At 57.9% G+C, this 21,954-nt stretch carries 25 protein-coding genes and 1 pseudogene; 9 read left to right on the top strand and 17 right to left on the bottom strand.

What is annotated here, in order from left to right; genetic code table 11:
• Window positions 1-170: 170 nt before the first annotated feature.
• A complete protein-coding gene (gene azoR / locus ACJTMZ_RS00665; RefSeq protein WP_015570577.1) occupies window positions 171-776 on the top strand; it encodes an FMN-dependent NADH-azoreductase in 606 nt (201 codons plus the stop codon).
• Between the two features lie 90 nt (window positions 777-866).
• Window positions 867-1,553, top strand: a complete 687-nt coding sequence (locus tag ACJTMZ_RS00660) for an RluA family pseudouridine synthase (protein WP_017693463.1) — start codon at window positions 867-869, stop codon at window positions 1,551-1,553.
• 7 nt (window positions 1,554-1,560) lie between these two features.
• On the opposite strand, the gene ACJTMZ_RS00655 is transcribed toward ACJTMZ_RS00660, so the two are convergent.
• Window positions 1,561-2,100 carry a DUF2058 domain-containing protein gene (locus tag ACJTMZ_RS00655; RefSeq protein WP_017384500.1) on the bottom strand — a complete coding sequence of 180 codons (540 nt, stop codon included), beginning with the start codon at window positions 2,098-2,100 and terminating at the stop codon, window positions 1,561-1,563.
• A gap of 168 nt (window positions 2,101-2,268) precedes the next feature.
• Between ACJTMZ_RS00655 and ACJTMZ_RS00650 the strand changes: the two genes are divergently transcribed.
• Both ACJTMZ_RS00650 and ACJTMZ_RS00645 read left to right on the top strand, forming a co-directional pair.
• Entirely contained in the window at window positions 2,269-3,243 is a 975-nt protein-coding gene (locus ACJTMZ_RS00650) for a DUF1852 domain-containing protein (RefSeq protein ID WP_015570580.1), read from the top strand.
• 25 nt (window positions 3,244-3,268) lie between these two features.
• The gene (locus tag ACJTMZ_RS00645; RefSeq protein WP_003857302.1) at window positions 3,269-4,297 is read left to right on the top strand and encodes a methionine synthase; all 1,029 of its coding nucleotides are present in this window, start codon (window positions 3,269-3,271) and stop codon (window positions 4,295-4,297) included.
• A gap of 3 nt (window positions 4,298-4,300) precedes the next feature.
• Here the strand turns inward: ACJTMZ_RS00645 and ACJTMZ_RS00640 are convergent, their stop codons facing one another.
• Entirely contained in the window at window positions 4,301-5,233 is a 933-nt protein-coding gene (locus tag ACJTMZ_RS00640; protein WP_408626803.1) for a LysR substrate-binding domain-containing protein, read from the bottom strand.
• A 98-nt stretch (window positions 5,234-5,331) separates the two neighbouring features.
• On the opposite strand from ACJTMZ_RS00640, the gene ACJTMZ_RS00635 reads away from it, so the two are divergent.
• Window positions 5,332-5,766: a DMT family transporter gene (locus ACJTMZ_RS00635; protein ID WP_039270802.1), complete on the top strand. Its 435-nt coding sequence runs from the start codon at window positions 5,332-5,334 to the stop codon at window positions 5,764-5,766.
• A gap of 4 nt (window positions 5,767-5,770) precedes the next feature.
• Window positions 5,771-6,229 (top strand): DMT family transporter, encoded by a 459-nt coding sequence (locus tag ACJTMZ_RS00630; RefSeq protein ID WP_003857305.1) that lies wholly within the window; start codon window positions 5,771-5,773, stop codon window positions 6,227-6,229.
• A gap of 23 nt (window positions 6,230-6,252) precedes the next feature.
• Here ACJTMZ_RS00630 and ACJTMZ_RS00625 read toward each other — a convergent pair.
• Window positions 6,253-6,570 (bottom strand): annotated as a pseudogene (locus ACJTMZ_RS00625) (DUF3833 family protein); the annotation flags it as partial.
• 258 nt (window positions 6,571-6,828) lie between these two features.
• Here ACJTMZ_RS00625 and ACJTMZ_RS00620 point away from each other — a divergent pair.
• A complete protein-coding gene (locus tag ACJTMZ_RS00620) occupies window positions 6,829-7,026 on the top strand; it encodes a hypothetical protein (RefSeq protein ID WP_003857318.1) in 198 nt (65 codons plus the stop codon).
• Between the two features lies 1 nt (window position 7,027).
• Complete coding sequence (locus ACJTMZ_RS00615) at window positions 7,028-7,780, top strand: hypothetical protein (protein WP_017384508.1); 753 nt, start codon at window positions 7,028-7,030, stop codon at window positions 7,778-7,780.
• 57 nt (window positions 7,781-7,837) lie between these two features.
• Here the strand turns inward: ACJTMZ_RS00615 and ACJTMZ_RS00610 are convergent, their stop codons facing one another.
• A complete protein-coding gene (locus ACJTMZ_RS00610) occupies window positions 7,838-9,814 on the bottom strand; it encodes an alkyl/aryl-sulfatase (protein WP_408626802.1) in 1,977 nt (658 codons plus the stop codon).
• A gap of 202 nt (window positions 9,815-10,016) precedes the next feature.
• On the opposite strand from ACJTMZ_RS00610, the gene ACJTMZ_RS00605 reads away from it, so the two are divergent.
• The gene (locus ACJTMZ_RS00605) at window positions 10,017-10,652 is read left to right on the top strand and encodes a helix-turn-helix domain-containing protein (protein WP_252010580.1); all 636 of its coding nucleotides are present in this window, start codon (window positions 10,017-10,019) and stop codon (window positions 10,650-10,652) included.
• Window positions 10,653-10,694: 42 nt separating this feature from the next.
• Here the strand turns inward: ACJTMZ_RS00605 and paaY are convergent, their stop codons facing one another.
• The 13 genes from paaY to paaA form a co-directional block, all read right to left on the bottom strand.
• Window positions 10,695-11,300 carry a phenylacetic acid degradation protein PaaY gene (gene paaY / locus ACJTMZ_RS00600; protein WP_006810541.1) on the bottom strand — a complete coding sequence of 202 codons (606 nt, stop codon included), beginning with the start codon at window positions 11,298-11,300 and terminating at the stop codon, window positions 10,695-10,697.
• Between the two features lie 9 nt (window positions 11,301-11,309).
• Entirely contained in the window at window positions 11,310-12,245 is a 936-nt protein-coding gene (gene paaX / locus ACJTMZ_RS00595; protein WP_032103751.1) for a phenylacetic acid degradation operon negative regulatory protein PaaX, read from the bottom strand.
• Between the two features lie 133 nt (window positions 12,246-12,378).
• Window positions 12,379-13,695: a phenylacetate--CoA ligase PaaK gene (paaK, locus tag ACJTMZ_RS00590; protein WP_032648224.1), complete on the bottom strand. Its 1,317-nt coding sequence runs from the start codon at window positions 13,693-13,695 to the stop codon at window positions 12,379-12,381.
• Between the two features lie 26 nt (window positions 13,696-13,721).
• A complete protein-coding gene (pcaF, locus tag ACJTMZ_RS00585; RefSeq protein ID WP_058686410.1) occupies window positions 13,722-14,927 on the bottom strand; it encodes a 3-oxoadipyl-CoA thiolase in 1,206 nt (401 codons plus the stop codon).
• Complete coding sequence (paaI, locus tag ACJTMZ_RS00580; RefSeq protein WP_015570592.1) at window positions 14,927-15,349, bottom strand: hydroxyphenylacetyl-CoA thioesterase PaaI; 423 nt, start codon at window positions 15,347-15,349, stop codon at window positions 14,927-14,929. The genes pcaF and paaI overlap by 1 nt, the downstream gene beginning before the upstream one ends.
• Window positions 15,339-16,763, bottom strand: a complete 1,425-nt coding sequence (paaH, locus tag ACJTMZ_RS00575; RefSeq protein WP_058700920.1) for a 3-hydroxyacyl-CoA dehydrogenase PaaH — start codon at window positions 16,761-16,763, stop codon at window positions 15,339-15,341. Before paaH ends, paaI begins: the two co-directional genes overlap by 11 nt.
• Before the next feature lies 1 nt (window position 16,764).
• Entirely contained in the window at window positions 16,765-17,553 is a 789-nt protein-coding gene (gene paaG / locus ACJTMZ_RS00570) for a 2-(1,2-epoxy-1,2-dihydrophenyl)acetyl-CoA isomerase PaaG (RefSeq protein ID WP_408626874.1), read from the bottom strand.
• A complete protein-coding gene (gene paaF / locus ACJTMZ_RS00565; RefSeq protein WP_045141540.1) occupies window positions 17,553-18,320 on the bottom strand; it encodes a 2,3-dehydroadipyl-CoA hydratase PaaF in 768 nt (255 codons plus the stop codon). Before paaF ends, paaG begins: the two co-directional genes overlap by 1 nt.
• The gene (gene paaE / locus ACJTMZ_RS00560) at window positions 18,317-19,387 is read right to left on the bottom strand and encodes a 1,2-phenylacetyl-CoA epoxidase subunit PaaE (protein ID WP_059295612.1); all 1,071 of its coding nucleotides are present in this window, start codon (window positions 19,385-19,387) and stop codon (window positions 18,317-18,319) included. Before paaE ends, paaF begins: the two co-directional genes overlap by 4 nt.
• 7 nt (window positions 19,388-19,394) lie before the next feature.
• Window positions 19,395-19,892, bottom strand: a complete 498-nt coding sequence (gene paaD / locus ACJTMZ_RS00555) for a 1,2-phenylacetyl-CoA epoxidase subunit PaaD (RefSeq protein WP_015570596.1) — start codon at window positions 19,890-19,892, stop codon at window positions 19,395-19,397.
• An 11-nt stretch (window positions 19,893-19,903) separates the two neighbouring features.
• Window positions 19,904-20,650 (bottom strand): 1,2-phenylacetyl-CoA epoxidase subunit PaaC, encoded by a 747-nt coding sequence (gene paaC, locus ACJTMZ_RS00550; RefSeq protein WP_015570597.1) that lies wholly within the window; start codon window positions 20,648-20,650, stop codon window positions 19,904-19,906.
• Window positions 20,651-20,658: 8 nt separating this feature from the next.
• Window positions 20,659-20,946, bottom strand: a complete 288-nt coding sequence (paaB, locus tag ACJTMZ_RS00545; RefSeq protein ID WP_003857353.1) for a 1,2-phenylacetyl-CoA epoxidase subunit PaaB — start codon at window positions 20,944-20,946, stop codon at window positions 20,659-20,661.
• Between the two features lie 12 nt (window positions 20,947-20,958).
• On the bottom strand, window positions 20,959-21,888 hold the full coding sequence (gene paaA, locus ACJTMZ_RS00540; RefSeq protein WP_154054575.1) for a 1,2-phenylacetyl-CoA epoxidase subunit PaaA: 930 nt from the start codon (window positions 21,886-21,888) through the stop codon (window positions 20,959-20,961).
• Window positions 21,889-21,954 lie beyond the last annotated feature (66 nt).

Here is a 21,954-nt window from a genome sequence, read left to right as displayed (position 1 = left end):
CTCTTTTTAATGATTGGTATAGAGTACCACATCAGCGCTTTTCGCGCCTTATTCAAAAAATTCGAACATAGGCTTCGATATATTGCGCTATCCCTGTGGCAGGATTGTGAATAAAGTGTCAACAAGCAACGGGGCAACCCCCTCAATCAAATACAAAACAGGAATTTCCCATGAGCAAAGTATTAGTGTTGAAATCCAGTATTCTGGCAGGGTATTCACAGTCTGGTCAGCTGTCTGACTATTTCGTTGAACAGTGGCGTGAACAGCACAGCGCGGATGAAATCACCGTGCGTGACCTGGCGGCAAACCCAATTCCTGTGCTGGACGGCGAGCTGGTTGGCGCGCTGCGTCCGAGCGATGCGCCTCTTACCCCGCGTCAGCAGGAAGCCCTGGCGCTCTCCGACGAGCTGATTGCTGAGTTGCAGGCGCACGACGTTATCGTGATCAACGCCCCAATGTACAACTTCAACATTCCTACCCAGCTGAAGAACTACTTCGACCTGGTGGCGCGCGCTGGCGTAACCTTCCGTTACACCGAGAACGGCCCGGAAGGTCTGGTGAAAGGCAAGCGTGCGGTTGTACTGACCAGCCGCGGCGGTATTCACAAAGATACCCCTACCGACCTGGTCGCACCGTACCTGACGCTGTTCCTGGGCTTCATCGGCATTACCGACGTGAACTTCGTGTTCGCTGAAGGTATCGCTTACGGCCCGGAAGTGGCCACCAAAGCGCAGACCGACGCGAAAGCCGCTATCGACAGCCTGGTCGCTGCCTAAGTTTTCCCCCTCTCACCGCCCGGTGGGAGGGTTTTTCTTTTCCCCCGTATTTCGTTATCATCCGCACCCACTCTCCAGCCCGGCGGCCTGATGTCTGTCATTATCGATACGTTTATTGCACCACCCTGTCACGACAACATTGAGATCCTCTGGCAGGACGAGCATCTGCTGCTGATCAATAAACCTTCCGGTCTGCTCAGCCTGTCGGGGAAAAATCCGCAAAACCTCGATTCCGTCCACCACCGTCTTGTTCAAACTTTTCCCGGCTGCACGCTGGTGCATCGTCTTGATTTTGGCACTTCGGGTCTGATGGTCATTGCGCGTAACAAAGCGATCAACGCCGCGCTTTGCCACCAGTTCAGTCAGCGCGCCGTGAACAAGGTTTACACCGCCCTGCTGTGCGGACATGTGGAACAGGACGAAGGGACCGTGGATGCGCCGATTGCCAAAGATCCGGCGCTGTTTCCGCTGATGACGATCTGTGCCCGCACCGGTAAGCCCGCTCGCTCCCGCTATCGGGTGGTGGAACGTATTTACCAGGATACGACAATGCCGCTGACGCGGGTTGAGCTTACCCCGGAGACCGGGCGCACCCACCAGCTGCGCATTCACTGCCAGCAGTTAGGCCACCCTATTCTGGGGTGCGATCTGTATGGTGGTCTGGAATGGCCGGGGGCGGAAGAAACGCCCCGGCTGATGCTGCATGCAAGCGCTCTGAATTTTATTCATCCGCTGAGCGGCGAGACGATGAACGCCCGTCACGCCGCGCCGTTCTGAGCGGGGATTACCACATTAAATCGTCAGGGATTTTGAAGTCTGCGTACGGATCGTCTTCGTCCTGCTCTTCCTGACTCAGGGCGCTGTTTAGCACAATGCTGTCCGCATCGCGCTGGGCAATTTTATCCGCCACTACCGCCGGGATAATCGCGTAATCACAGTCGCCATTCGCGTTAATCACCAGTCGGGCAATCGCCAGACGGCCGTTGATCAGCTGGGTTTGCGTCTGCTTATCGACCTCGATTTTTTTGATAAGGTTGCCGTCGGTAAAGTTAAAGGTAATGTTGCCCTTCGCCACGGTGATGCGGTTCATCTCAATCAGCTGCTTCACCTGCGCCCTGAACTCTTTTGCCAGCACCGCCTGTTTTTGCTGTTCGCTCAGCTGTTTATCACGCTCCAGCTGGGCTTTCTTGTTCTCTTCAACAGCCTCTCTCGCCTCGCGAGCCTGGACGCGGGATTTTTTCGCCGTGCGCTGGACCTTCGCCATCTTTTTACTGCTGACTAAGCCCGCTTTCAGCATCTGCTCTTGTAGGGTGAGTTTTGTCATGTTCGTTTAAACCGGTTGGAAATGTCGGGGGATTATACCTGAATCGCGCAGTTCATGAAGAACCCTCATGTTGCAGTGAAATTAAGTCACTTCCCCTGCGCCAGTGGCTCAGGCATAAATTATGCATTGATAACGTTCCGGCAATATGAACTTAGGATGCATAACCAAATGAGTCAGGCTTTCACATTTACCCTTAAGCGCAGTTGCTTTGATGAAAATTATAACCCGTCAGAAAACACGCGTACCACCACCAACTTCGCCAACCTGGCGCGTGGCGAGAAGCGTCAGGAGAACCTGCGCAATACGCTGGTGATGATCAACAACCGCTTTAACGCGCTGGCGAGCTGGGATAACCCGAAAGCTGACCGCTATGCCGTCGAGCTGGAGATTATTTCTGTCGATATGAATATCGGCGGCGATTTTACTTTCCCGGCCATCGAAATTCTGCAAACGACGATCGTGGATAAAAAAACCCACGAGCGCATCGAAGGCATCGTCGGAAATAACTTCTCATCGTATGTTCGTGACTATGATTTCAGCGTCCTGCTGCTCGAGCATAATAAAGATCGGCCCCGCTTCACCCTCCCCGAAAATTTTGGCGAGCTGCACGGCAATATCTTTAAAAGCTTCGTTCATTCTGCGGAATATCAGGCGAACTTCAAAAAAGCGCCGGTGATCTGCCTGAGCGTCTCCAGCAAAGACACCTATCGTCGTACCGGTAACCACCACCCGGTGCTGGGCTATGAGTACCAGCCGGACGGCGAGTCGCTAACGGAACAGTACTTCGCGAAGATGGGCCTGAAGGTTCGCTATTTCATGCCGGAAAACAGCGTCGCGCCTTTTGCCTTCTTCTTCACCGGCGATTTACTGCGTGATTACACCAATCTGGAACTGATCGGCACCATCAGCACCATGGAGACGTTCCAGAAGATCTATCGACCAGAAATTTACAATGCCAATTCCGCTGCGGGACAGTGCTATCAGCCCGACCTGAATCAGCAGGATCACTCATTAACCAAAATCGTCTATGACCGTGAAGAGCGCAGCCGGCTGGCCATTGAACAGGGTAAATATACCGAAGAGCAGTTTATCAAACCCTATAAAACCCTTCTTGAGCAGTGGTCTCAACACTTCACGCTTTAATTTAATACGGATAAAAGGTTCTTTTATGAAAACATTGCTCCCGACATCAACGGCTGGCAGCCTGCCGAAACCCACCTGGCTTGCGCAGCCGGAAACGCTCTGGTCGCCGTGGAAACTCCAGGACGAGGAATTACTGGCAGGGAAACAGGATGCGCTGCGTTTGTCTCTGGATGAACAGATTCGCGCCGGGATTGATATCGTCAGCGACGGGGAACAAACCCGCCAGCATTTTGTCACCACCTTTATTGAACATCTCAGCGGCGTGGATTTTGAGAACCGTCAGACGGTACGCATCCGTAACCGTTACGATGCGAGCGTGCCGACCGTGGTAGACGCGGTGGCGCGCCAGAAGCCGGTGTTTGTTGACGACGCGAAATACCTGCGCCAGCTGACTGACAAGCCGATCAAGTGGGCGCTGCCCGGCCCGATGACCATGATCGACACGCTATACGATGCCCACTATAAAAGCCGCGAAAAGCTGGCCTGGGAGTTCGCTAAAATTCTCAATCAGGAGGCCCGCGAGCTGGAAGCGGCCGGCGTCGACATTATTCAGTTCGACGAACCTGCCTTTAACGTCTTTTTCGACGAGGTGAATGACTGGGGTATCGCCGCGCTGGAGCGCGCCATTGAAGGGCTGAAATGCGAAACCGCGGTACATATCTGTTACGGGTACGGCATCAAAGCCAATACGGACTGGAAAAAGACGCTCGGCTCCGAGTGGCGCCAGTATGAAGAGGCATTTCCAAAGTTACAGACCTCGAAGATCGATATCATCTCGCTGGAGTGCCACAACTCGCGCGTGCCGATGGATCTGCTGGAGCTTATCCGCGGTAAAAAAGTGATGGTCGGGGCAATTGACGTCGCCACCCAGACCATCGAAACGCCGGAAGAGGTGGCCGATACGCTGCGCAAGGCGTTGCAGTTTGTTGATGCAGACAAGCTCTATCCGTCCACCAACTGCGGTATGGCCCCCCTTTCCCGCCAGGTCGCCAACGGTAAGCTGAAGGCGTTAAGCGCCGGGGCTGACATTATCCGTCGCGAGCTTGCCCGCTAACCTTCAGGTTTGCCAGTACAGTGGCGTACCGAATCGCTCAATATAGTAATCAATCACCGCCCTGATGTTCAGGGGCGGATGACGCGCGTTCGGGTAAATCGCCGCAATCGTCAGTGGCTCCGTATTAATTGAACACTCCATTTCCGGCAGCAGCGCCACCAGCTCACCGCTTTTGAGCCGTTCGCTCACCATCCAGTCCGGGAAAAGCACAACGCCCATGCCGCTCAGCGCCGCAATCAGGAGCGTTTCCGCGTTATTGGAAGTCATCAGCGGTACAATGGGATAGTGAACCCACGCCTCGCCCGGCTGCCGGATCAGCCAGCGGTTAGGCCCGGACGAACCGCGGTAAACCAGACAGTGGTGACGGCTGAGATCGTCCGGCCCCTCGGGCGCGCCATGTTTTTGCAGATAGTCCGGCGAGGCCGCCAGATGGTAGAACTGCTGCCCGAACACCCGGGCGTGAAACGAGGAGTCCGTCAGCGCGCCGATGCGGAAGATAACGTCCGCGGCGTCACGGTGCGGATCGATAAAATCGTCGGTGAGGGTCAGTTCAATGGAGAGACGAGGGTAACGCGCCAGAAGCCCCGGCAGGCCCGGCGCGATGTGCCTCTGTCCGAAAAAGACCGGGCCATTGATACGCAGCGTGCCCGACGGCTCGCGGGCGCGTTCATCCAGCTCGCGTCGCGCGTCCTCCATATTCCCGGCCATTGCCCGGGCATAGCGCACAAAAAGATGCCCGCTCTCTGTGGGCATAATCGCCCGCGTGTTGCGGTAGAAAAGCTGTTGCCCGAGGGCGTCCTCAAGCTGGTGGATCACGCGTGAGACCTGCGACGCAGAAATCCCTTCCCGCCTCGCCACCACGGAAAAATTCTGCGTTTCATAAACGTCGATGAAGATCAGCAGCGCGCGAATGCTGATATGTCCGGCATCCATCATTAATGCATTTCCTGCAAAAGTGTTTCCTGCATTATGGCATTTTTCTCAATGATGTTCAGACGTAATCTTCTCCGCCTGGAAAAAGGAGAAAAAGCGTTATGCACATTATTTTAATTTTACTGGTGATTGCCGGCGGCATGGGGCTATCCGTGGAAGCCGGGCTGCTGGGGCCGCTGGGCGCAGAGGTGGGCGACCTGTGGGCGGCGTTCAGCATATTCAGCGTGGGAACGGGGCTGACGTTTCTGCTGATGCTGTTTTTCAGCCCGCGCAACAGTCCCTCACTTTTTGCGCAGCCTTCATGGCACCTGTTGGGCGGCGTGCTCGGCCCGGTTTACGTCATCATTCTCACCATTGCCACGCCTGCGATCGGCATTGCCATGACGATGATCGGCATTCTGGCAGGCCAGGTTTTTAAAAGCCTGATTATTGACCACTATGGCCTGCTGGGTACGCCGCACCGCAGGATCGATACAAAACGCATTATTGCGCTGGGATTTATCATCGCCGCGCTCATTCTCGTGGCGCAGGGGTAACGTTATGACAGTAATTATGATTATTCTGGCGGTGATTGGCGGCGCAACGCTGAGCATTCAGGCTGCCATTAACGGGCAATTAGGCAGCAGCGTGGGGGTATTTAAAAGCGCGTTTCTGACGTTTTCCGTCGGCGCGCTGGTGACCGCCCTGCTGATCTTCTTTTTTGAGCCGAAACAGGCGGTCAGCCTGATGGATGTACCCAAATGGCAGCTTCTGGGGGCCCTCTGCGGCGTGCCCTATATCGTGATTATGGTGCTCGCAGTGCAGCGCATCGGGACCGCCGTTGCCACGGTAGCGGTTATCCTGGGCCAGCTGGCCATGAGCATGCTGATTGATAACTTTGGCTGGCTGAACAATGAAGCCATTCCGTTTTCAGTGAGCCGTTTCGGGGCCGTCGTCTGCCTGAGTATTGCGCTCTTCTTCATCTACTCAAGCAGTAAACCTCAGCCCGAAGAGGATTAACCGCCCTCTTTGCGGGTAAAGAACAGCGTCACCGTGGCGACGGTGACGCCAAATTTCTTCATCTCGGTTTTATTAAACAGACGGGTGCTGTCCTGCAAATACATCCAGTCATCAAAGTGCAGCAGCCAGTCTGCCGCCTGCACGGTACAGGTGAAGACGGACAACGTGAGCATCAGTACCAGCCAGCCGGGGAACATCCAGCTGACGACGATAAATTCACCAAAGGGATCGATAAGCGTGGCATCGGCGCGATAAATCCCCGCCAGCGCCGAAGGTGGCTGGGTATCCAGCGTGGCGTAGTAATCAACGAACCGACTGATGACGGACGGCAACGTGCTCATGGGTCACATCCTGGGTGTTAACAACGTAGCGGAATCGCATAATTTAAACTTACACAATTAACTTTATTTGTCCAAGTTTGCGCAGATAAATTTTTTATTCTTATTATTTTTCAGTTACATGGAATATCACCATGCACGACCATTTTGTGAAAAATATGAATTTCGCCGCCAGGCTGCCGTTTTTTTAGGGATAACCTTAAGGCAAAGGTGCCATTTATCTTCCAGACTTATCCTTTTAATTCATAAGGATGTCACGCGATGAAACATTTACTGATGACGCTCTTTTCCAGCCCGGAATCCTTGTTGCAGGTCATGAGTCACCAGGAAATTATCGAAGCCGTAGAGGATGGCGACCGCATCATCATCGATCAGGATGGAAACGCCTCGGTTAACTACAAAAGCCACGAAGTACGGCAGGACTTTCTGCGCCATGTCAACGCGCTGAAGAGGGCCTGAAATGGGAACGGCAATATTCATGGTATTGATGGTATGCGGGTACTGGTACACCAGCCGCGACCTCTCAACACGGTTTAAAATCAAGCGATCCTTTGGCTGGGACGTCTATTTTCTTGTTGCACTGTATGGCTGTATTTTTGTTCTTCAGGGGGTGATCGCCACCGGCCTGCTGTGGCTGCTGTTGTTCGCCCTCTCCGCCGCCGATAACACGTTCCATTTCACGTCAGCAAAATATGCCGACTGGCAAATTGATTTTATGAACTGGAGCTTCCTGGGGATTCAGGCCCCGGTGGTGGTGATGCTGACCTTCGCGATCCTGTTTTGTCTCTACCGATCGAACTGGGCCGGAAGCGCGCGGCTGGACGGCGATGGCCGGAAAAAATTGTACAAGCGGCTGGCGCAGTCGAGCGGGATTGAACAACTGCTCTATCAGTGCATGGAGGAAGGTGAACTGGCGCACGTCACGCTGAAATCGCGGCGGATCTATATTGGCATGATCCATACCGCTACGCTGGAGTATGAAAAAACGGCCAATATCGTGCTTATTCCGATGCTGAGCGGCTACCGTGACGGGAAGAACATGCAGCTCTGTATCGAACATAACTACAGCAAATGGTATGCCGAGCATGACATTACGCTCGATTCGGAGCCCAAAAGCGCCATGGATTTTCGCAAAGTGATCATGCTGGATCAGATCGAGAGTATTTCGCTGTTCGATCCGGCAAGCGCCAGCGCGCTGGCGATGCGTGAATGAAAAAAATGGCGCCTTATCGTAATAAGGCGCCAGGATTAACCAGGATGAACGCTAAACTTATGGCGTGACAATATTGAACCAGAAGTCAAATGTGTCCATGTAGCTCAGCATCTCTTCCAGCTTCGCTCCGTCTCCGCTCACCTTCACGTCACCCTTATCCATCGCCTGCTTCAGCGTCTCTTTCTTAAGGATGATGTCGTTCAGCGTGGTGCGGTCCAGGGTGATGGTTGCGTCGGCATCCTTCGCCTGCGCGTTGGCGGTATGGTTCAGCACGCCGTTTTCCAGCTCCAGCTTGTATTTGCCGCCATCCTTACCGAGATCGATGTTAAAGACCGCTTTCGCGTTACCGGCCCGCACCCCGTTGATGTGCACGCCCAGGTAGTCGAAGAACATTTCCGGGGTCATCGCCCGCACGGTATCCGGGCTGGCGGTGTTCGGCGTCGGCAGCTTCTTCACGCCATTACGCAGTTCCTGCGCGCCGGTCAGGTAGAAGTTACGCCAGGTACCCGCTTCCGCCTGGTAACCTAACTGCTCCAGCGCGTTGGCTTCCAGATTACGTGCCGCAGCGTTCTGCGGATCGGCGAAGACGATTTTGCTGGTCACCTGCGCCACCCAGCGGTAGTTGCCCTGCTGATAGTCAGCTTTGGCTTTCTGCATGATGGCATCGGCCCCTCCCATGTATTCCACAAACTTCTTCGCAGCCTGTTCAGGCGGCAGTTCGTCGAGGGTAGCCGGGTTGCCGTCGAACCAGCCGAGATAAAACACGTAGGTGGCTTTGACGTCATGGCTGACGGAACCGTAATAGCCGCGGCTCGCCCACTGTTTTTCCAGCGATTCCGGCAGTGTAAATTCAGCGGCGATCTCGTCGCGGGTCAGCCCCTTGTTTGCCATACGCAGGGTCTGGTCGTTGATGTAGCGATACATATCGCGCTGGCCTTTCATCAGCTTGACGATATTCTCGTTGCCCCAGGTCGGCCAGTGGTGCTGCGCAATAATCACTTCCGCGTCCGCGCCCCAGCGCTCAATGGCGGCGTTGATGTACTTAGACCAGGCCAGCGGACCGCGGATTTTCGCGCCGCGCAGGGAGTAGGTGTTGTGCAGGGTATGGGTCACGTCCTCTGCGGCTTCGATCATTTTCTTCTCTTTGACATACCACAGCATTTCGGACGGGGCTTCTGAGCCCGGCGCCATCATAAAGTCGTAGGTCAGCCCGTCAATCACTTCCTGCTGGCCGGTATGGGTAATGTAGTTGGTCGGCGGGATCAGGGTCACCGTACCCGCAGAGGTGGTGGTGCCAAGACCCGCCCCTACCTGGCCTTTTGCATCCGGCTTCAGCAGGTTGCCGTACATATAGCTCGCACGGCGGCTCATCGCATTCCCGGCCATAATGTTTTCGGAAACCGCTTCTTTCATAAAGCCTTCCGGGGCGTAGATCTTCACTTTGCCGGACTTCACGTCGGCTTCGTCAACCACACCGCGCAGGCCGCCGTAGTGGTCGACGTGACTGTGGGTGATCACCACAGCGACGACCGGTTTCTTGCCGCGGTTTGCATAGTAGAGATCCAGCGCTTCTTTCGCCGGTTCAGCGCTTAACAGCGGGTCGATAACGGTGATGCCCTTATCACCTTCAATGATGGTCATATTGGAGAGATCAAGATTACGGATCTGATACACGCCGTCGGTGACCTTAAATAGCCCGCCAATGTTGATCAGCTGTGACTGACGCCACAGGCTCGGGTTTACCGTATCCGGGGCTTTTTCACCCTCTTTCACGAAATCATATTTCGCCGGGTTCCAGATAACGTTTCCCTGCTCGCCTTTAATCATGTTTTGCGGCAGCGGGGCGATAAAGCCTTTATGGGCGTTCTCAAAGTCGGTTTTATCGGCAAACGGTAATTTGTTATACAGGGCGTTATTTGCCTGCCGGGTTGTGGCAGTGGCATCCTGCGGCTGCATTTCCGCAAACGCGGAAAGCGACAGCGACGTCAACACACCGGCAAGCGCCAGATGTTTAGCAATTAGGGTTAATTTCATTGAATGGCCTCATAGATTAATTGCGCCGCCTGGATATTTACTGTTGGCGGATAATTTTAATGCGAACTCATTGACGACCATTCTAATCAGAATACTTTCTCATCATAGTCCCATATGGGACTGGTTATTTATCGGTTCGTAATCCGGGGGCTATTGCTGCTATACTCGTTACCACGGCAGACGTTGCGGGGAGAGGCTTAGCGTGAATTTCCAGGATATCCATACCTATTATCAGCAACTCAATATTGGGCAATTCTTTCCGCACATGCTTTGTAAAGGCGAGGCCTTAACCGTTGCCGCAAATAAAAAATTCACCGTCGAGCCTGGCTATATCTATTTTTGCACTGAAGGGTCGCTGACAATATTAATGCCTGATGATGGCCTAAATATTGGCAATACTATCGAGTATATGCCGATAGGGTTAATGGAAAGGTATTGTCCACTGGCGAAGTATGAATATCGCAGCAGTGCGAAGGTGAAGCTGGTGAGAATAGCCTGGGCCGACTTCGACCAGCTATTTTTCGAGGGCGGGTCTGAGCGCATGCAGGCGCTGGCCACCATACTGACCTACATGGCCATTTTCACCATCGACCTGCACAATGAACGCAGGCAGGTCACCAGCTACCAGACCATCAAACCGATGCTGTACCGCTATCTCTATCGGCAGGAGACCCACACGGGAGAGAATGAGGGCCTGGCGCTGTTTATCATTAAGCGCACTAACCTGTCACGCACGCATGTCTTTCGCGTGCTGGCAGATCTCAAAGCCGGGGGCTATATCACCATGAAGCGCGGAAAGCTGGTGTCGATTGACCGGCCCCTGCCGGAAGCGTATTAAGCTCATCTTCACGCCTTGAGCAACATGCGGGAACGAACGGCCTTATTTATCCCGGCCAGCCGACTTGGGCCGTAAATTCTCATCGAAGACCAGCCGTTTGCGTCCGGGCTCTTCTTCCCGCAGCGGCTCCACCTGATGCAGCGTCTGCTTACAGCGATCCACCAGTACCTGATACTCCCGCGTGCCCTGCTTTTTCCACTCTATTTCCTGCGCGCTTAACTCACGAATCGCTTTCGCCGGACTGCCAAGAATTAAGTGATTCGCAGGCATCTCCGCTTTGGCCTTCACAAACGCCGCCGCCCCGACGATGCTGTTTTCGCCGATCGTCGCCCCGTCCATCACGACCGCATTCATCCCCACCAGCGCATTACGGCGGATAATGCAGCCGTGCAGGATCGCGCTGTGGCCGATATGCCCGTCCTCTTCCACCACCGTGTCCTGCTCCGGAAAACCGTGCATCACGCAGTTATCCTGGATGTTCGCACCGTCTTTCACCACGATCCGGCCAAAATCACCGCGCAGGCTGGCGTTAGGGCCCACGTAAACACCTTTTCCGAGGATCACGTCGCCAATCAGCACCGCGGTCGGGTGAACATAGCTCTCTTCAGGCACGACCGGCGTCAGACCATCAATTTGATAAACAGGCATACCCTCTCCTTATGTGATATTCAGACCACCAAAACGCTGGTGATAAAGCGTGCCGGGAGCGGGCAGCTCGCCCACGGAGGTTTCCCCCTTCTCACTGACAAACGCCAGGGCTCCCGCCGCCACGCGCTGGTAGATGTTAATACACAGCTGTCGCGCGCTCTGTCCCGCCCAGTGCGCAGGAAGTAACTCCTCCGGCAACAGCGGATCTTTCAGCACCACGCGACGATAAAAATGAATGAGTAACAGCTGGATTTGGAAGCAGCGTTCCGGGGTCAAATCCTCAGGCGGCGCCTCTTTCAGCAGCGGCAGCAGCGGACGGAACGAGTTGATAAACGTTTCGTACATCGCGTTTTGTTCGGTCAGCTGCCAGCACTCTTCCACGCGGGATCGTAGCGCCGCGCGTGACAAGGCCAGCGGCGAATGGGCTTCAAAGAAAATGACGTTTTCCGCCACGCCCGCGTCATGCAGCAGAGACTGCACGTCCGCCAGGTTCTGCGACGGCGAGGCCATCAGGCTCGGCGCCAGCGTGCCGAACCCTTGCCAGATGAGTTGTTTTTTCACGTCCGCGAGCGTGGTTTTATCCAGCCCCTCGGAAAGCAGCAGCAGCCATTTACCATCCCACGCCGGCAGTTCCGCACGGTAGATTTTATTTTCCGCGCGGCGGGTCAAACGCAGCCCCTTGTCGCTGAGACGGTAAAAGCTGCGACGGCCAATGCGGGACACGTCCAGCCAGCCCTCTTTGTTGAGGCGAAACAGCGCGGTGCGCACAAAGCGCTCCCCGAAACCCATCCCTTCCAGCAGGGCCGCCAGGCTGCCGAGCCAGATCTCTCCGCCGCGATGGGAAAGCGCGTCGCCATACAGCGAGGAGATAAGCGACGTTCCGCTGACGGGAACAGAGCTGACTGCGTGCTGGATAAAGGCATCAAGTTTATTCATGTGATTCATTCTGTTGTTATTTTTTTCCTGGATGAATCATAGCATACGAATCTGGGGTGTACCCTCACCCTAACCCTCTCCCAAAGGGAGAGGGAACTTAATACACCCTCTCCCTTTGGGAGAGGGCTGGGGTGAGGGAAATTCAACCGTTGGCTGCCACTTTACGCAAATCAAACACCCGGCAGGCTTTACCCTCGGAGCGCGGTATACTGCCGCAGTTCACGATCATCACGTCGGTCGAGATCCCCACCATCGATTTAATCCGATGACGCAGCTGATGGCAGACCTGACAGCGCTGTTCATGGGTCAGCGTTAAGCTGCTCTGTTTCAGCTCGACCTTCACCGAAAGTGAATCAAGATGCCCGCGGCGGTTCACCTCCAGCTGATAGTGCGGCGAAAGGTGTTCGAACTTAACGATCTCCTCTTCCAGCTGTGACGGGAAGACGTTAACCCCGCGAATGATGAGCATGTCGTCGCTGCGCCCGCTGATGCGATCCATCCGGCGCATGGTGCGTGCGGTGCCCGGCAGCAGGCGCGTCAGATCGCGGGTGCGGTAGCGGATCACCGGCAGCGCCTCTTTGGTCAGCGTGGTGAACAGCAGCTCACCCTGCTCGCCGTCGGCCAGCGGCGTGCCGTCATTCGGGTTGACGATCTCCGGGTAGAAGTGATCTTCCCAGATGGTCGGGCCGTCAGCGGTTTCAAGACACTCCATCGCCACGCCCGGCCCCATCACTTCGGAGAGACCATAGATATCCAGCGCGGTAATGCCCAGCCGTTTTTCAATTTCGCGGCGCATCGCCTGCGTCCACGGCTCGGCGCCAAACACGCCGACGCGCAGGGAACAGGCGCTGGCATCGCCGCCCATCTGACGCTCCAGCTCTTCAATCAGGTTCAGGCAGTAAGACGGCGTCACCATGATCATATCCGGCTGGAAATCGCGGATCAGCTGCGCCTGCTTCTCCGTCTGGCCGCCGGACATCGGGATCACCGTCGCTCCCAGACGCTCGGCACCGTAGTGCGCCCCCAGCCCGCCGGTGAAGAGCCCGTAACCGTAGGCGACGTGAATTTTATCCTTCGCGCTGCCCCCGGCGGCGCGCAGGGAACGGGCGACGATATTGGCCCAGTTGTCGATATCATTCTGGGTATACCCCACCACGGTCGGCTTTCCGGTGGTGCCCGACGAGGCATGGATGCGTACCACCTGTTCCATCGGCACCGCAAAGGTATCAAACGGGTAGTTGTCGCGCAGATCCTGCTTGGTGGTGCACGGGAATTTTTGCAGGTCCGCCAGCTCGTTGAAGTCGTCAGGGTGAACGCCCGCGGCATCAAACTTGCGTTTGTACATCGGAACGTTGTTGTAGGCGTGGTGCAGCGTCCACTTCAGGCGCGCGGTCTGCAACGCCTGCAATTCATCAATGGACGCGGTTTCGATCGGATCAAGCTTTGTTGTATTTATCATCGCAGGGTACTCACATTATTGTTCGCTCAAACACGCTCAAGGATCATGGCAATGCCCTGACCCACACCGATGCACATCGTACACAGCGCGTAGCGCCCGCCGCGTCGGTGCAATTCATTGCTTGCGGCCAGCGCCAGTCTGGCACCGCTCATTCCCAGCGGATGACCTAGCGCGATCGCCCCGCCGTTCGGGTTGACATGCTCCGCGTCATCCGGCAAGCCCAGCTGACGCAGCACGCCCAGCGCCTGTGCGGCGAAGGCTTCGTTAAGCTCAATGACGTCCATATCGGTGATACTGAGTCCGGCACGCTCCAGCACCTTGCGGGTGGCGGGCACCGGGCCTAATCCCATCAGGCGCGGCTCGACGCCCGCGGTCGCCATAGCCACAATGCGGGTGCGCGGGGTTAACCCCTGGGCAAGCGCCATCGGCTCGCTGGCGATAATCAGCGCCGCCGCGCCGTCGTTAACGCCAGAGGCGTTCCCCGCCGTCACCACACCGTTCTTACGGAACGGGGCTTTCAGCGCGGCAAGCTGTTCCAGGGTGGTTTCGGCGCGCGGATGCTCGTCCACGCTCACTTCCGTTACCGCACCTTTTTTCCCGGCCACCTGTACCGGGATAATCTCCTGCGCCAGAACGCCATTCTGCTGCGCCCGCGCGGTGCGCTGCTGACTGCGCAGGGCAAATGCGTCCTGATCGGCACGGCTTATATTTAACAATTCCGCTACATTCTCTGCCGTTTCCGGCATGCTGTCAGTTCCGTATTGCTGATGCATGAGCGGATTCACAAATCGCCAGCCGATGGTGGTGTCGAAGATCTCCGCCTGACGCTGAAACGCCGCCGTGGCTTTGCCCATCACGAACGGCGCACGGGACATGGATTCGACGCCACCGGCGATCAGCAGATCGCCATCCCCGGCCCTGATGGCGCGCGCCGCAAAGCCAATGGCATCCAGACCGGAGCCGCACAGGCGGTTAATGGTGGAGCCGGATACCGTCTGCGGCAGCCCGGCCAGCAGCGCCGACATGCGCGCCACGTTGCGGTTATCCTCCCCGGCCTGGTTCGCGCAGCCGAAGATCACGTCATCTATGCGCTCCAGATCGAGCTGCGGGTAACGCGACAGCAGCGCACGCAGCGGCACGGCACCTAAGTCATCGGCGCGCACGCTGGATAATCCTCCGCCGTAGCGACCAACCGGGGTACGCACCCCCTCACAAATAAATGCGTCACTCATCAGGCTTCTCCTGTCACACTGCCGCCAGTGCGGTGCGATTTCCCGCGAAAAAGAGCGACGGTTTTCTGTTGTTGGTTCTGAATTTCAATGTCGTAGACGCCGGTCAGTTTGCCCTGATGCTTCACCCGCGCGGTGGCGGTGAGCTTATCTCCGGCAAAGCCCGGACGCAGAAAATCGATAGCGCAGCCTGAGGCCACCGCCGCCAGTCCCTGACTATTGCAGGCGTAGGCAAAGGCGGTATCGGCCAGCGAGAACAGCTGTCCGCCGTGGCAGGTTTTATGCCCGTTGAGCATCTGCGGGGTGATGGTCATGGTCACCACCGCGTAGCCCTCGCCCATGTCGATAATGTCCATCCCCATCGCCTGCGCGCAGGCGTCCCGTTCGTACATCGCGCGGGCGTTATGCCAGGCGTTATGACTCATAGCTACTCTCCAGAAGCGCACGCTGGCGCAGCAGTGAACAGGGGCGATAGCGTTCCTCGCCGTAGTGACGTTGCAGATTCTCCAGCAGCGTTAACAGACGCTGCCAGCCAAGGCGCTCGCCCCAGGCGATGGGCCCGCAGGGATAGTTGACCCCTAAGCGCATGGCGGTATCGATGTCTTGCTCGCTGGCGACCCCTTTTTGCAAAGCGTCCAGCGCTTCGTTGGCAATCATCGCTACCGTGCGCCAGACCAGCAGGCCGGGGTAATCGGCAATCTGTACCACCCGTTTCTCCTGATGCTGCAACCAGTAAATGGCTTTCTGCGTGGCGGCGTGCGGGTTGCCCGGTGCGGCGGCTATCACGGCCACATCCCGCTCGATGCGGTCGACCACCACCACCGGGCAGCCGTGGCGCAGCGCCAGCGACTGCGCGGTTTCACCCTGCGTTTCGATCAGCAACAGATCGTCAATTTCCGTGACACCGTCACTTCTTCGCTGTGCGCGCATCGGGCTGTAGCTGTCGCTGACCGGGGCGAGCCAGCTGACGGCGGGTTTCTCCTCCAGCCAGCGGTAAACGCCCTGCCCGCTTTTCTTACCCAGACGCCCCGCCAGCACCAGCTCCTGCTGCACCAGCGACGGCAGAAAACGACGCTCCTGCCAGAAGGCGTTAAACACGGAGCAGGTCACGGCAAAGTTGACGTCCTGACCTATCATGTCCGTCAGCTCAAGCGGCCCCATCGGGAAGCCTCCGCCGTCTCGCAGGGCGGCGTCGATCACCTCGGGCGTTGCCACCTGCTCTTCCAGCGCGCGCCAGGCTTCCGAGTAGAACGGGCGCGCCACGCGGTTGACGATAAACCCCGGCGTGGACTGGCAGCGTACCGGCTGCTTTCCCCAGCTCAACGCCAGCTCGCACAGTGCATCGGCCACTTCGGGAGAGGTCGCCAGCCCGCTGACCACTTCCACCAGCTTCATCACCGGGGCAGGATTGAAGAAGTGCAGCCCGGCGACGCGTTCAGGGTGGTTTATCTCCGCTGCAATCGCGGTAACGGAAATGGACGAGGTATTGCTGGCAAGCAGCGTCTGCGGCGGGCAGATCTCTGCCAGCTGGGTAAACAGCGCTTTTTTTACCTCAAGCCGCTCGGAGGCCGCCTCGATCACCAGATCGGCTTTCGCCAGAGCACTGATAGTCGTCACCGGCGTCAGGCGGGCGAGGATTTGTTCCCCGGCGTCGGCAGAGAGTTTTCCGCGCGCAACGCGAGAGGAGAGCCGCTGACGAATGCCGTCGATGGCGCGGGAAATCGCCGCTGCATCAATGTCGTACACCAGAACCGGATGACCGTGGCTGGCTGCCACTTCGGCAATACCGGCGCCCATGGTGCCGCTGCCAATGACGGCGACCGTATGGATATTCACCATCTTATTTCCCCGTAAAGTTCGGCGCGCGTTTTGCCAGGAACGCGCTGACGCCTTCCCGGTAGTCGTCGCTGCGTCCGGCCAGACGTTGATAGTCGCGCTCCAGATCAAGCTGGGCGTCGAGGGTATTGGTTTCGGCGGCGTTGATCGCCTGCTTGATCAAGCCCAGGCCAAAGGTCGGCTGCGAGGCAAAATGCAGCGCCATCTGCTGTGCGGTGGCGGAGAGCTGGTCGTCGTCCACCACCTGCCAGATCATTCCCCAGGCCTGTGCCTGCTCGGCGCTGAGCCTATCGCCCAGCAATGCCAGCCCCATGGCGCGCGCGCGTCCGGCCACGCGCGGCAGCAGCCAGGTGCCGCCGCAGTCCGGTACCAGCCCGAGCTTGCTGAAGGCCATCACAAAGCTGGCTGAACGGGCCGCAATCACCATGTCGCAGCCGAGGGCCAGCGTGGCCCCCGCGCCCGCCGCCACGCCGTTAACCGCGCAAATCACCGGCTTCGGCAGTTTTGCCAGGCGGCGCACCAGCGGGTTGTAAAAAGTCTCAACGGACATGCCCAGATCGGGCGCGGGGCCGTTCGGGTCGACGTTACGGTCGTTAAGATCCTGCCCGGCGCAGAAACCGCGTCCTGCCCCGGTGATCAGCAGGCAGCGGATGGCGTCATCGCGCTCGGCCTGCTTCAGGCATTCGGAAAGCTGCTGGTGCATGACGTCGTTAAAGCTGTTCAGGCGCTCCGGGCGGTTCAGCGTAATGGTCATTACGCCCTGCTCAACATGACTCAGAATAGATTCCACAATTAGCGTCCTTTAAAGTCTGGGGTGCGTTTTTGTAAAAAGGCGTTGATACCTTCCCGGCGATCGTCGGTGGCCGCGAGCAGCGCAAACAGCTGACGCTCCTGCGCCAGCCCGGCCTGAAGCGGGACTTCCTGCGACTGGCGAAGCGCCTGCTTCGCCGCCTGTAGCGCCAGCGGCGAGTGGCGCGCCATCAGCGCCGCCTGTTTCAGGGCGTACTCCAGCGTCAGCGAGGCCGGGTAGACGTCGCTGACCAGCCCGGCGCTGTGCGCCTGAACCGCCGTGATGCTTTCGCCCGTCAGCACCATTTTGCTGGCCAGCGATTTACCCACGCTGCGGATCAGCCGCTGGGTGCCGCCTGCGCCCGGCATGATCCCGAGGGTGATTTCCGGCAGGCCAAAACGGGCGTTATCGCCGGCAATCACGACATCGCAGAGCAGCGCCAGCTCACAGCCAGCCCCCAGCGCGAAGCCGTTCACGGCGGCAATCAGCGGTTTGGTGAAGGCGTTGATCCGCGCCCACAGCTGCGGACGGATATCGTTCAGGGTGGCGGGCAGGTCTTTCTCCGCCATTTCGTTGAGATCGGCCCCGGCGGCAAAGCAGCGTTCGTTGCCGTACACCACGCAGACGGCGATCTCAGCATCCGCGGCGGCGGCCTCAAGCTGCTCCGCGATTTGCAGGAGCAGCGCATTGTTGAGCGCGTTGCGCGCCGCCGGACGGTTAAGCGTCAGCTGCAACACGCGACCGTGACGGGTGACAATCAGTTCACTCATGCCATCCCCTTCGCATCAAAATCGACGATAACGTCGGCGGTTAACGGCAGCGCCTGACAGCTCAGCACATAGCCTGCGGCCAGCTCGTCCGGCTCCAGGCTGTAGTTGGTCGCCATATCGACTTTTCCGCGCAGCACTTTGCATTTGCAGGTGGCGCATACGCCGCCCTTGCAGGCGTAAGGCAGATCCGCCCCCTGACGCAGGGCCGCGTCAAGAATGCTCTCGTCGTCCGCCGTCAGGGTGATCTCCCTGTCGCGCCCGTCCTGACGGACGGTGACCTTCTGCCCGTCGGCCTGCACGCTGGCTGTCCGTTTAACGGCGGTACCCGGCGTGTTAAAGCGCTCAAGATGGATCGCTTTTTCCGGCATACCCAGCGCTTGCAGCGCCGCTTCGGCCTCATCCATCATCGCCGACGGGCCGCAGATGAAGGCTTCATCGTACTGACGGAAATTCACCAGCGTTTTTGCCAGCGCCTGGAGCTTTTCCCCGTCAATGCGGCCATGGAGCAGATCGCTGTCGAGCGTCTCCTGGCTGAAGATGGCGATCAGCTGCAAACGCTGCGGGTATTTGTCTTTCAGGTCTGCCAGCGCCCGGCGGAACATCATGCTCTGGCTGCTGCGGTTGCCGTAAATCAGGGTGAAGTGGCTGTGGGCTTCAGTGGCCAGCGTAGCGGACATAATCGCCAGCATCGGGGTGATCCCGGACCCGGCGGCAATCGCCAGATAGTGGCCTTCGCGTTCGGCCTGCGGCTGATAGCCAAACTGCCCCTGGGGCACCATCACCTCCAGCACCATGCCCGGTTTGATCTCGTCCCGGGCATAGCGGGAAAAACGTCCGCCCTCGATGGCTTTGACCGCCACGCTGATCTCACCGCACGCGGTGCTCCGGCAGATGGAGTAGCAGCGGCGCAGTTCATCCCCGCCAGGACTGGCTTTCAGGGTCAGATGCTGACCGGGACGGAAGCGGTACGCCTCCTGTAACGCCTGCGGCACCGCGAAGGTAATGGTCACCGCGTCGCGGGTTTCGGGTTCTACTTTTGCCACTGTTAATGAATGAAACGTTGTCATGGCAGCCTCAAATACATTTGAAATAGTCGAAGGGCTCACGGCAGGTATTGCAGCGATAGAGCGCTTTGCAGGCCGTAGAACCAAATTCACTGATAAGCGAGGTATCGGTGCTCGCACAGCGCGGGCAGCTCACCTCCGCGGGAACGTGGGCATGGCAGCTATGGCCGACAGGCGGGCTGATGCCATATTCACGCAGGCGCCGGCGGGCATCGTCGGTCATCCAGTCGGTGGTCCAGGCGGGCTCCAGTTGCAGCACAATATGTACCGGGCTAAAGCCGTTTTCGGTCAGGGTTTCGCGGATCGCCCCCAGCAGATGCTCCGTTGCCGGACAGCCCGAATAGGTTGGCGTGAAGCCGATGACCCAGCCTTCCCCCTGCGCCTTCACGCTGCGCACCATGCCTAAGTCGGTGATGGTCAGCACCGGCACTTCCGGGTCGGGGATCTGGCTTAACAGCGCCCAAATCTGCGGGATTTGTGCAGGCGCGATGTCGACGAGGCGTTGCATGGCGTCCTCCTTTACCACTGCTGGCCGGGGTAAACACGCTGGAGATACTGCATCTCTGCCAGCATCGGCCCGAGGTGTTCGGTATGTAGCCCCTTCTTGCCGCCCGTGCGATACGCCACCTCTTCGGGCACGCGGAGGGTGGCTTCCGCCAGGCCAGCAAACACTTCGCGCTCCCACGGGTCCCGCAGGTCGCGCGGGTCAACCGCCACGCCGTCATCAATCAGCGCCAGCTCGACGTCGTCGGCGTCGAACAGTTCAGCCGTAAAGCGCCACAGGCTATCCACCGCCTGCTGCATTTTTTGTGCGGAGGTTTCTGTTCCGTCCCCCAGCCGCACCAGCCAGCCGCGGCTAAAGCGCAGGTGATAGCGCGCCTCTTTAATGGCTTTTGCCGCGATGGCGGCAAGCTGACTGTCGCTGCTGTGGATCAGCCGCTCGTAGAGCGCCACGTTCCACGCATCCATCAGATACTGACGGGCAATGGTGTCAGCGAAGCTGCCGTTTGGTTGTTCCACCAGCAGCAGATTGCGGAACTGACGCTCATCGCGGCCATAGGCCAGGGTGTCTTCATCGCCCTTACCCTCCCGTTCAGCGGCGTAGGTCAGGAAATTGCGCGCCTGCCCGAGCAGATCAAGGCCGATATTGGCGAGCGCCAGGTCAATTTCCAGCTCCGGCGCGTGGCCGCACCAGGCGCCCAGACGCTGTGAGAGCACCAGACCGTTGTCGCCCAGACGCAGGGCATAAGCAGATACGTTGTTCATCCCCAACCTCACATATGCTCGATGCCATCAGGGATGGTGTAAAACGTCGGATGGCGGTAGACCTTGCTTTCCGCCGGATCGAAAAACTCCCCGCTCTCTTCCGGCTGGGAAGCGACGATTTCACTCGCCTTCACCACCCAGATGGAACAGCCTTCGCTGCGGCGGGTATAGGCATCGCGCGCGTTTTCCAGCGCCATGCGGTCGTCGGCAGCGTGAAGGCTGCCCACATGCCGGTGCGACAGCCCCTGCTTCGAACGGACAAAAACTTCGTATAACGGCCAGTAAACATTGCTCATGGTTGATTCCTCTTATGCGGCCTGGCGGGCGCGTTGTTTTTCCGCGTGGGCCAGAGCGGCTTCACGCACCCATGCGCCGTCGTCCCAGGCTTTACGTTTTGCGGCCAGACGTTCGTGGTTGCAGATCCCGCGCCCGGTGATCACCTCGTCAAATTCCTGCCAGTCGATTTCGCCGAAGCGGTAGTGGCCGCTCTCTTCATCGAAACGCAGGTCGGGGTCCGGCACGGTCATACCGAGCATCTCCACCTGAGGCACCGTGTTGTCCACGAAGCGCTGGCGAAGCTCATCGTTGCCAAAGCGTTTGATCTTCCAGGCCAGGCTGCGGGCGCTGTTTGGGGAGTTGTCGTCGTTGGGTCCGAACATCATCAGCGCGGGCCACCAGAAACGGTTGATGGCGTCCTGCAACATTTGCCGCTGGGCTTCGCTGCCCTGCGCCAGCGCCATGCAGGCCTCAAAACCCTGACGCTGATGGAAGCTCTCTTCTTTACAGATTTTCACCATCGCCCGGGCATACGGGCCGTAAGACGTACGGCACAGCGCCACCTGGTTCACAATGGCCGCCCCGTCCACCAGCCAGCCAATGACCCCGATATCGGCCCAGCTCAGGGTCGGATAGTTGAAGATGGAGGAGTATTTCATCTTGCCGTCGAGCATCTTTTGATAGATGTCCTCCCGGGCGCAGCCCAGCGTTTCCGCCGCGCTGTAGAGGTACAGGCCGTGTCCGGCTTCATCCTGCACCTTCGCCAGCAGAATGGCTTTCCGGCGCAGCGTCGGCGCGCGGGTGATCCAGTTTCCTTCCGGCAGCATGCCGACAATCTCAGAATGGGCGTGCTGTCCAATCTGGCGGATCAGCGTCTTGCGGTAGGCATCCGGCATCCAGTCCTGCGGCTCGATGGCCGTCTCCTGTGCGATGCGTTGCTCAAAGCGTTGTTCTTGCGTCACATAACCACCTTTGTGATTCGTTAAATCACCACAAATAGCAAAATGGTGAATCATTTGGTTTCTTAA

Source organism: Enterobacter sp. DN, assembly GCF_046054285.1.
GTDB lineage: Bacteria > Pseudomonadota > Gammaproteobacteria > Enterobacterales > Enterobacteriaceae > Enterobacter > Enterobacter hormaechei_C.
The sequence above is the reverse complement of the archived record's forward strand: the minus strand, read 5'-3'. Positions and strand labels throughout refer to the sequence as shown.

Bases quoted from the DNA above. Each gene is read 5' to 3' on its own strand.
- paaH (WP_058700920.1), bottom strand. From the start codon at position 16,763: ATGGTGAATATCCATACGGTCGCCGTCATTGGCAGCGGCACCATGGGC.
- ACJTMZ_RS00660 (WP_017693463.1), top strand. From the start codon at position 867: ATGTCTGTCATTATCGATACGTTTATTGCACCACCCTGTCACGACAAC.
- paaD (WP_015570596.1), bottom strand. From the start codon at position 19,892: ATGCAACGCCTCGTCGACATCGCGCCTGCACAAATCCCGCAGATTTGG.
- paaE (WP_059295612.1), bottom strand. From the start codon at position 19,387: ATGACAACGTTTCATTCATTAACAGTGGCAAAAGTAGAACCCGAAACC.
- paaF (WP_045141540.1), bottom strand. From the start codon at position 18,320: ATGAGTGAACTGATTGTCACCCGTCACGGTCGCGTGTTGCAGCTGACG.
- paaX (WP_032103751.1), bottom strand. From the start codon at position 12,245: ATGAATCACATGAATAAACTTGATGCCTTTATCCAGCACGCAGTCAGC.
- ACJTMZ_RS00650 (WP_015570580.1), top strand. From the start codon at position 2,269: ATGAGTCAGGCTTTCACATTTACCCTTAAGCGCAGTTGCTTTGATGAA.
- ACJTMZ_RS00645 (WP_003857302.1), top strand. From the start codon at position 3,269: ATGAAAACATTGCTCCCGACATCAACGGCTGGCAGCCTGCCGAAACCC.
- paaK (WP_032648224.1), bottom strand. From the start codon at position 13,695: ATGATAAATACAACAAAGCTTGATCCGATCGAAACCGCGTCCATTGAT.
- paaB (WP_003857353.1), bottom strand. From the start codon at position 20,946: ATGAGCAATGTTTACTGGCCGTTATACGAAGTTTTTGTCCGTTCGAAG.
- paaY (WP_006810541.1), bottom strand. From the start codon at position 11,300: ATGCCTGTTTATCAAATTGATGGTCTGACGCCGGTCGTGCCTGAAGAG.
- paaC (WP_015570597.1), bottom strand. From the start codon at position 20,650: ATGAACAACGTATCTGCTTATGCCCTGCGTCTGGGCGACAACGGTCTG.
- ACJTMZ_RS00615 (WP_017384508.1), top strand. From the start codon at position 7,028: ATGGGAACGGCAATATTCATGGTATTGATGGTATGCGGGTACTGGTAC.
- ACJTMZ_RS00620 (WP_003857318.1), top strand. From the start codon at position 6,829: ATGAAACATTTACTGATGACGCTCTTTTCCAGCCCGGAATCCTTGTTG.
- ACJTMZ_RS00630 (WP_003857305.1), top strand. From the start codon at position 5,771: ATGACAGTAATTATGATTATTCTGGCGGTGATTGGCGGCGCAACGCTG.
- ACJTMZ_RS00640 (WP_408626803.1), bottom strand. From the start codon at position 5,233: ATGATGGATGCCGGACATATCAGCATTCGCGCGCTGCTGATCTTCATC.
- ACJTMZ_RS00655 (WP_017384500.1), bottom strand. From the start codon at position 2,100: ATGACAAAACTCACCCTACAAGAGCAGATGCTGAAAGCGGGCTTAGTC.
- ACJTMZ_RS00610 (WP_408626802.1), bottom strand. From the start codon at position 9,814: ATGAAATTAACCCTAATTGCTAAACATCTGGCGCTTGCCGGTGTGTTG.
- pcaF (WP_058686410.1), bottom strand. From the start codon at position 14,927: ATGAGTGACGCATTTATTTGTGAGGGGGTGCGTACCCCGGTTGGTCGC.
- ACJTMZ_RS00635 (WP_039270802.1), top strand. From the start codon at position 5,332: ATGCACATTATTTTAATTTTACTGGTGATTGCCGGCGGCATGGGGCTA.
- azoR (WP_015570577.1), top strand. From the start codon at position 171: ATGAGCAAAGTATTAGTGTTGAAATCCAGTATTCTGGCAGGGTATTCA.
- paaI (WP_015570592.1), bottom strand. From the start codon at position 15,349: ATGAGTCATAACGCCTGGCATAACGCCCGCGCGATGTACGAACGGGAC.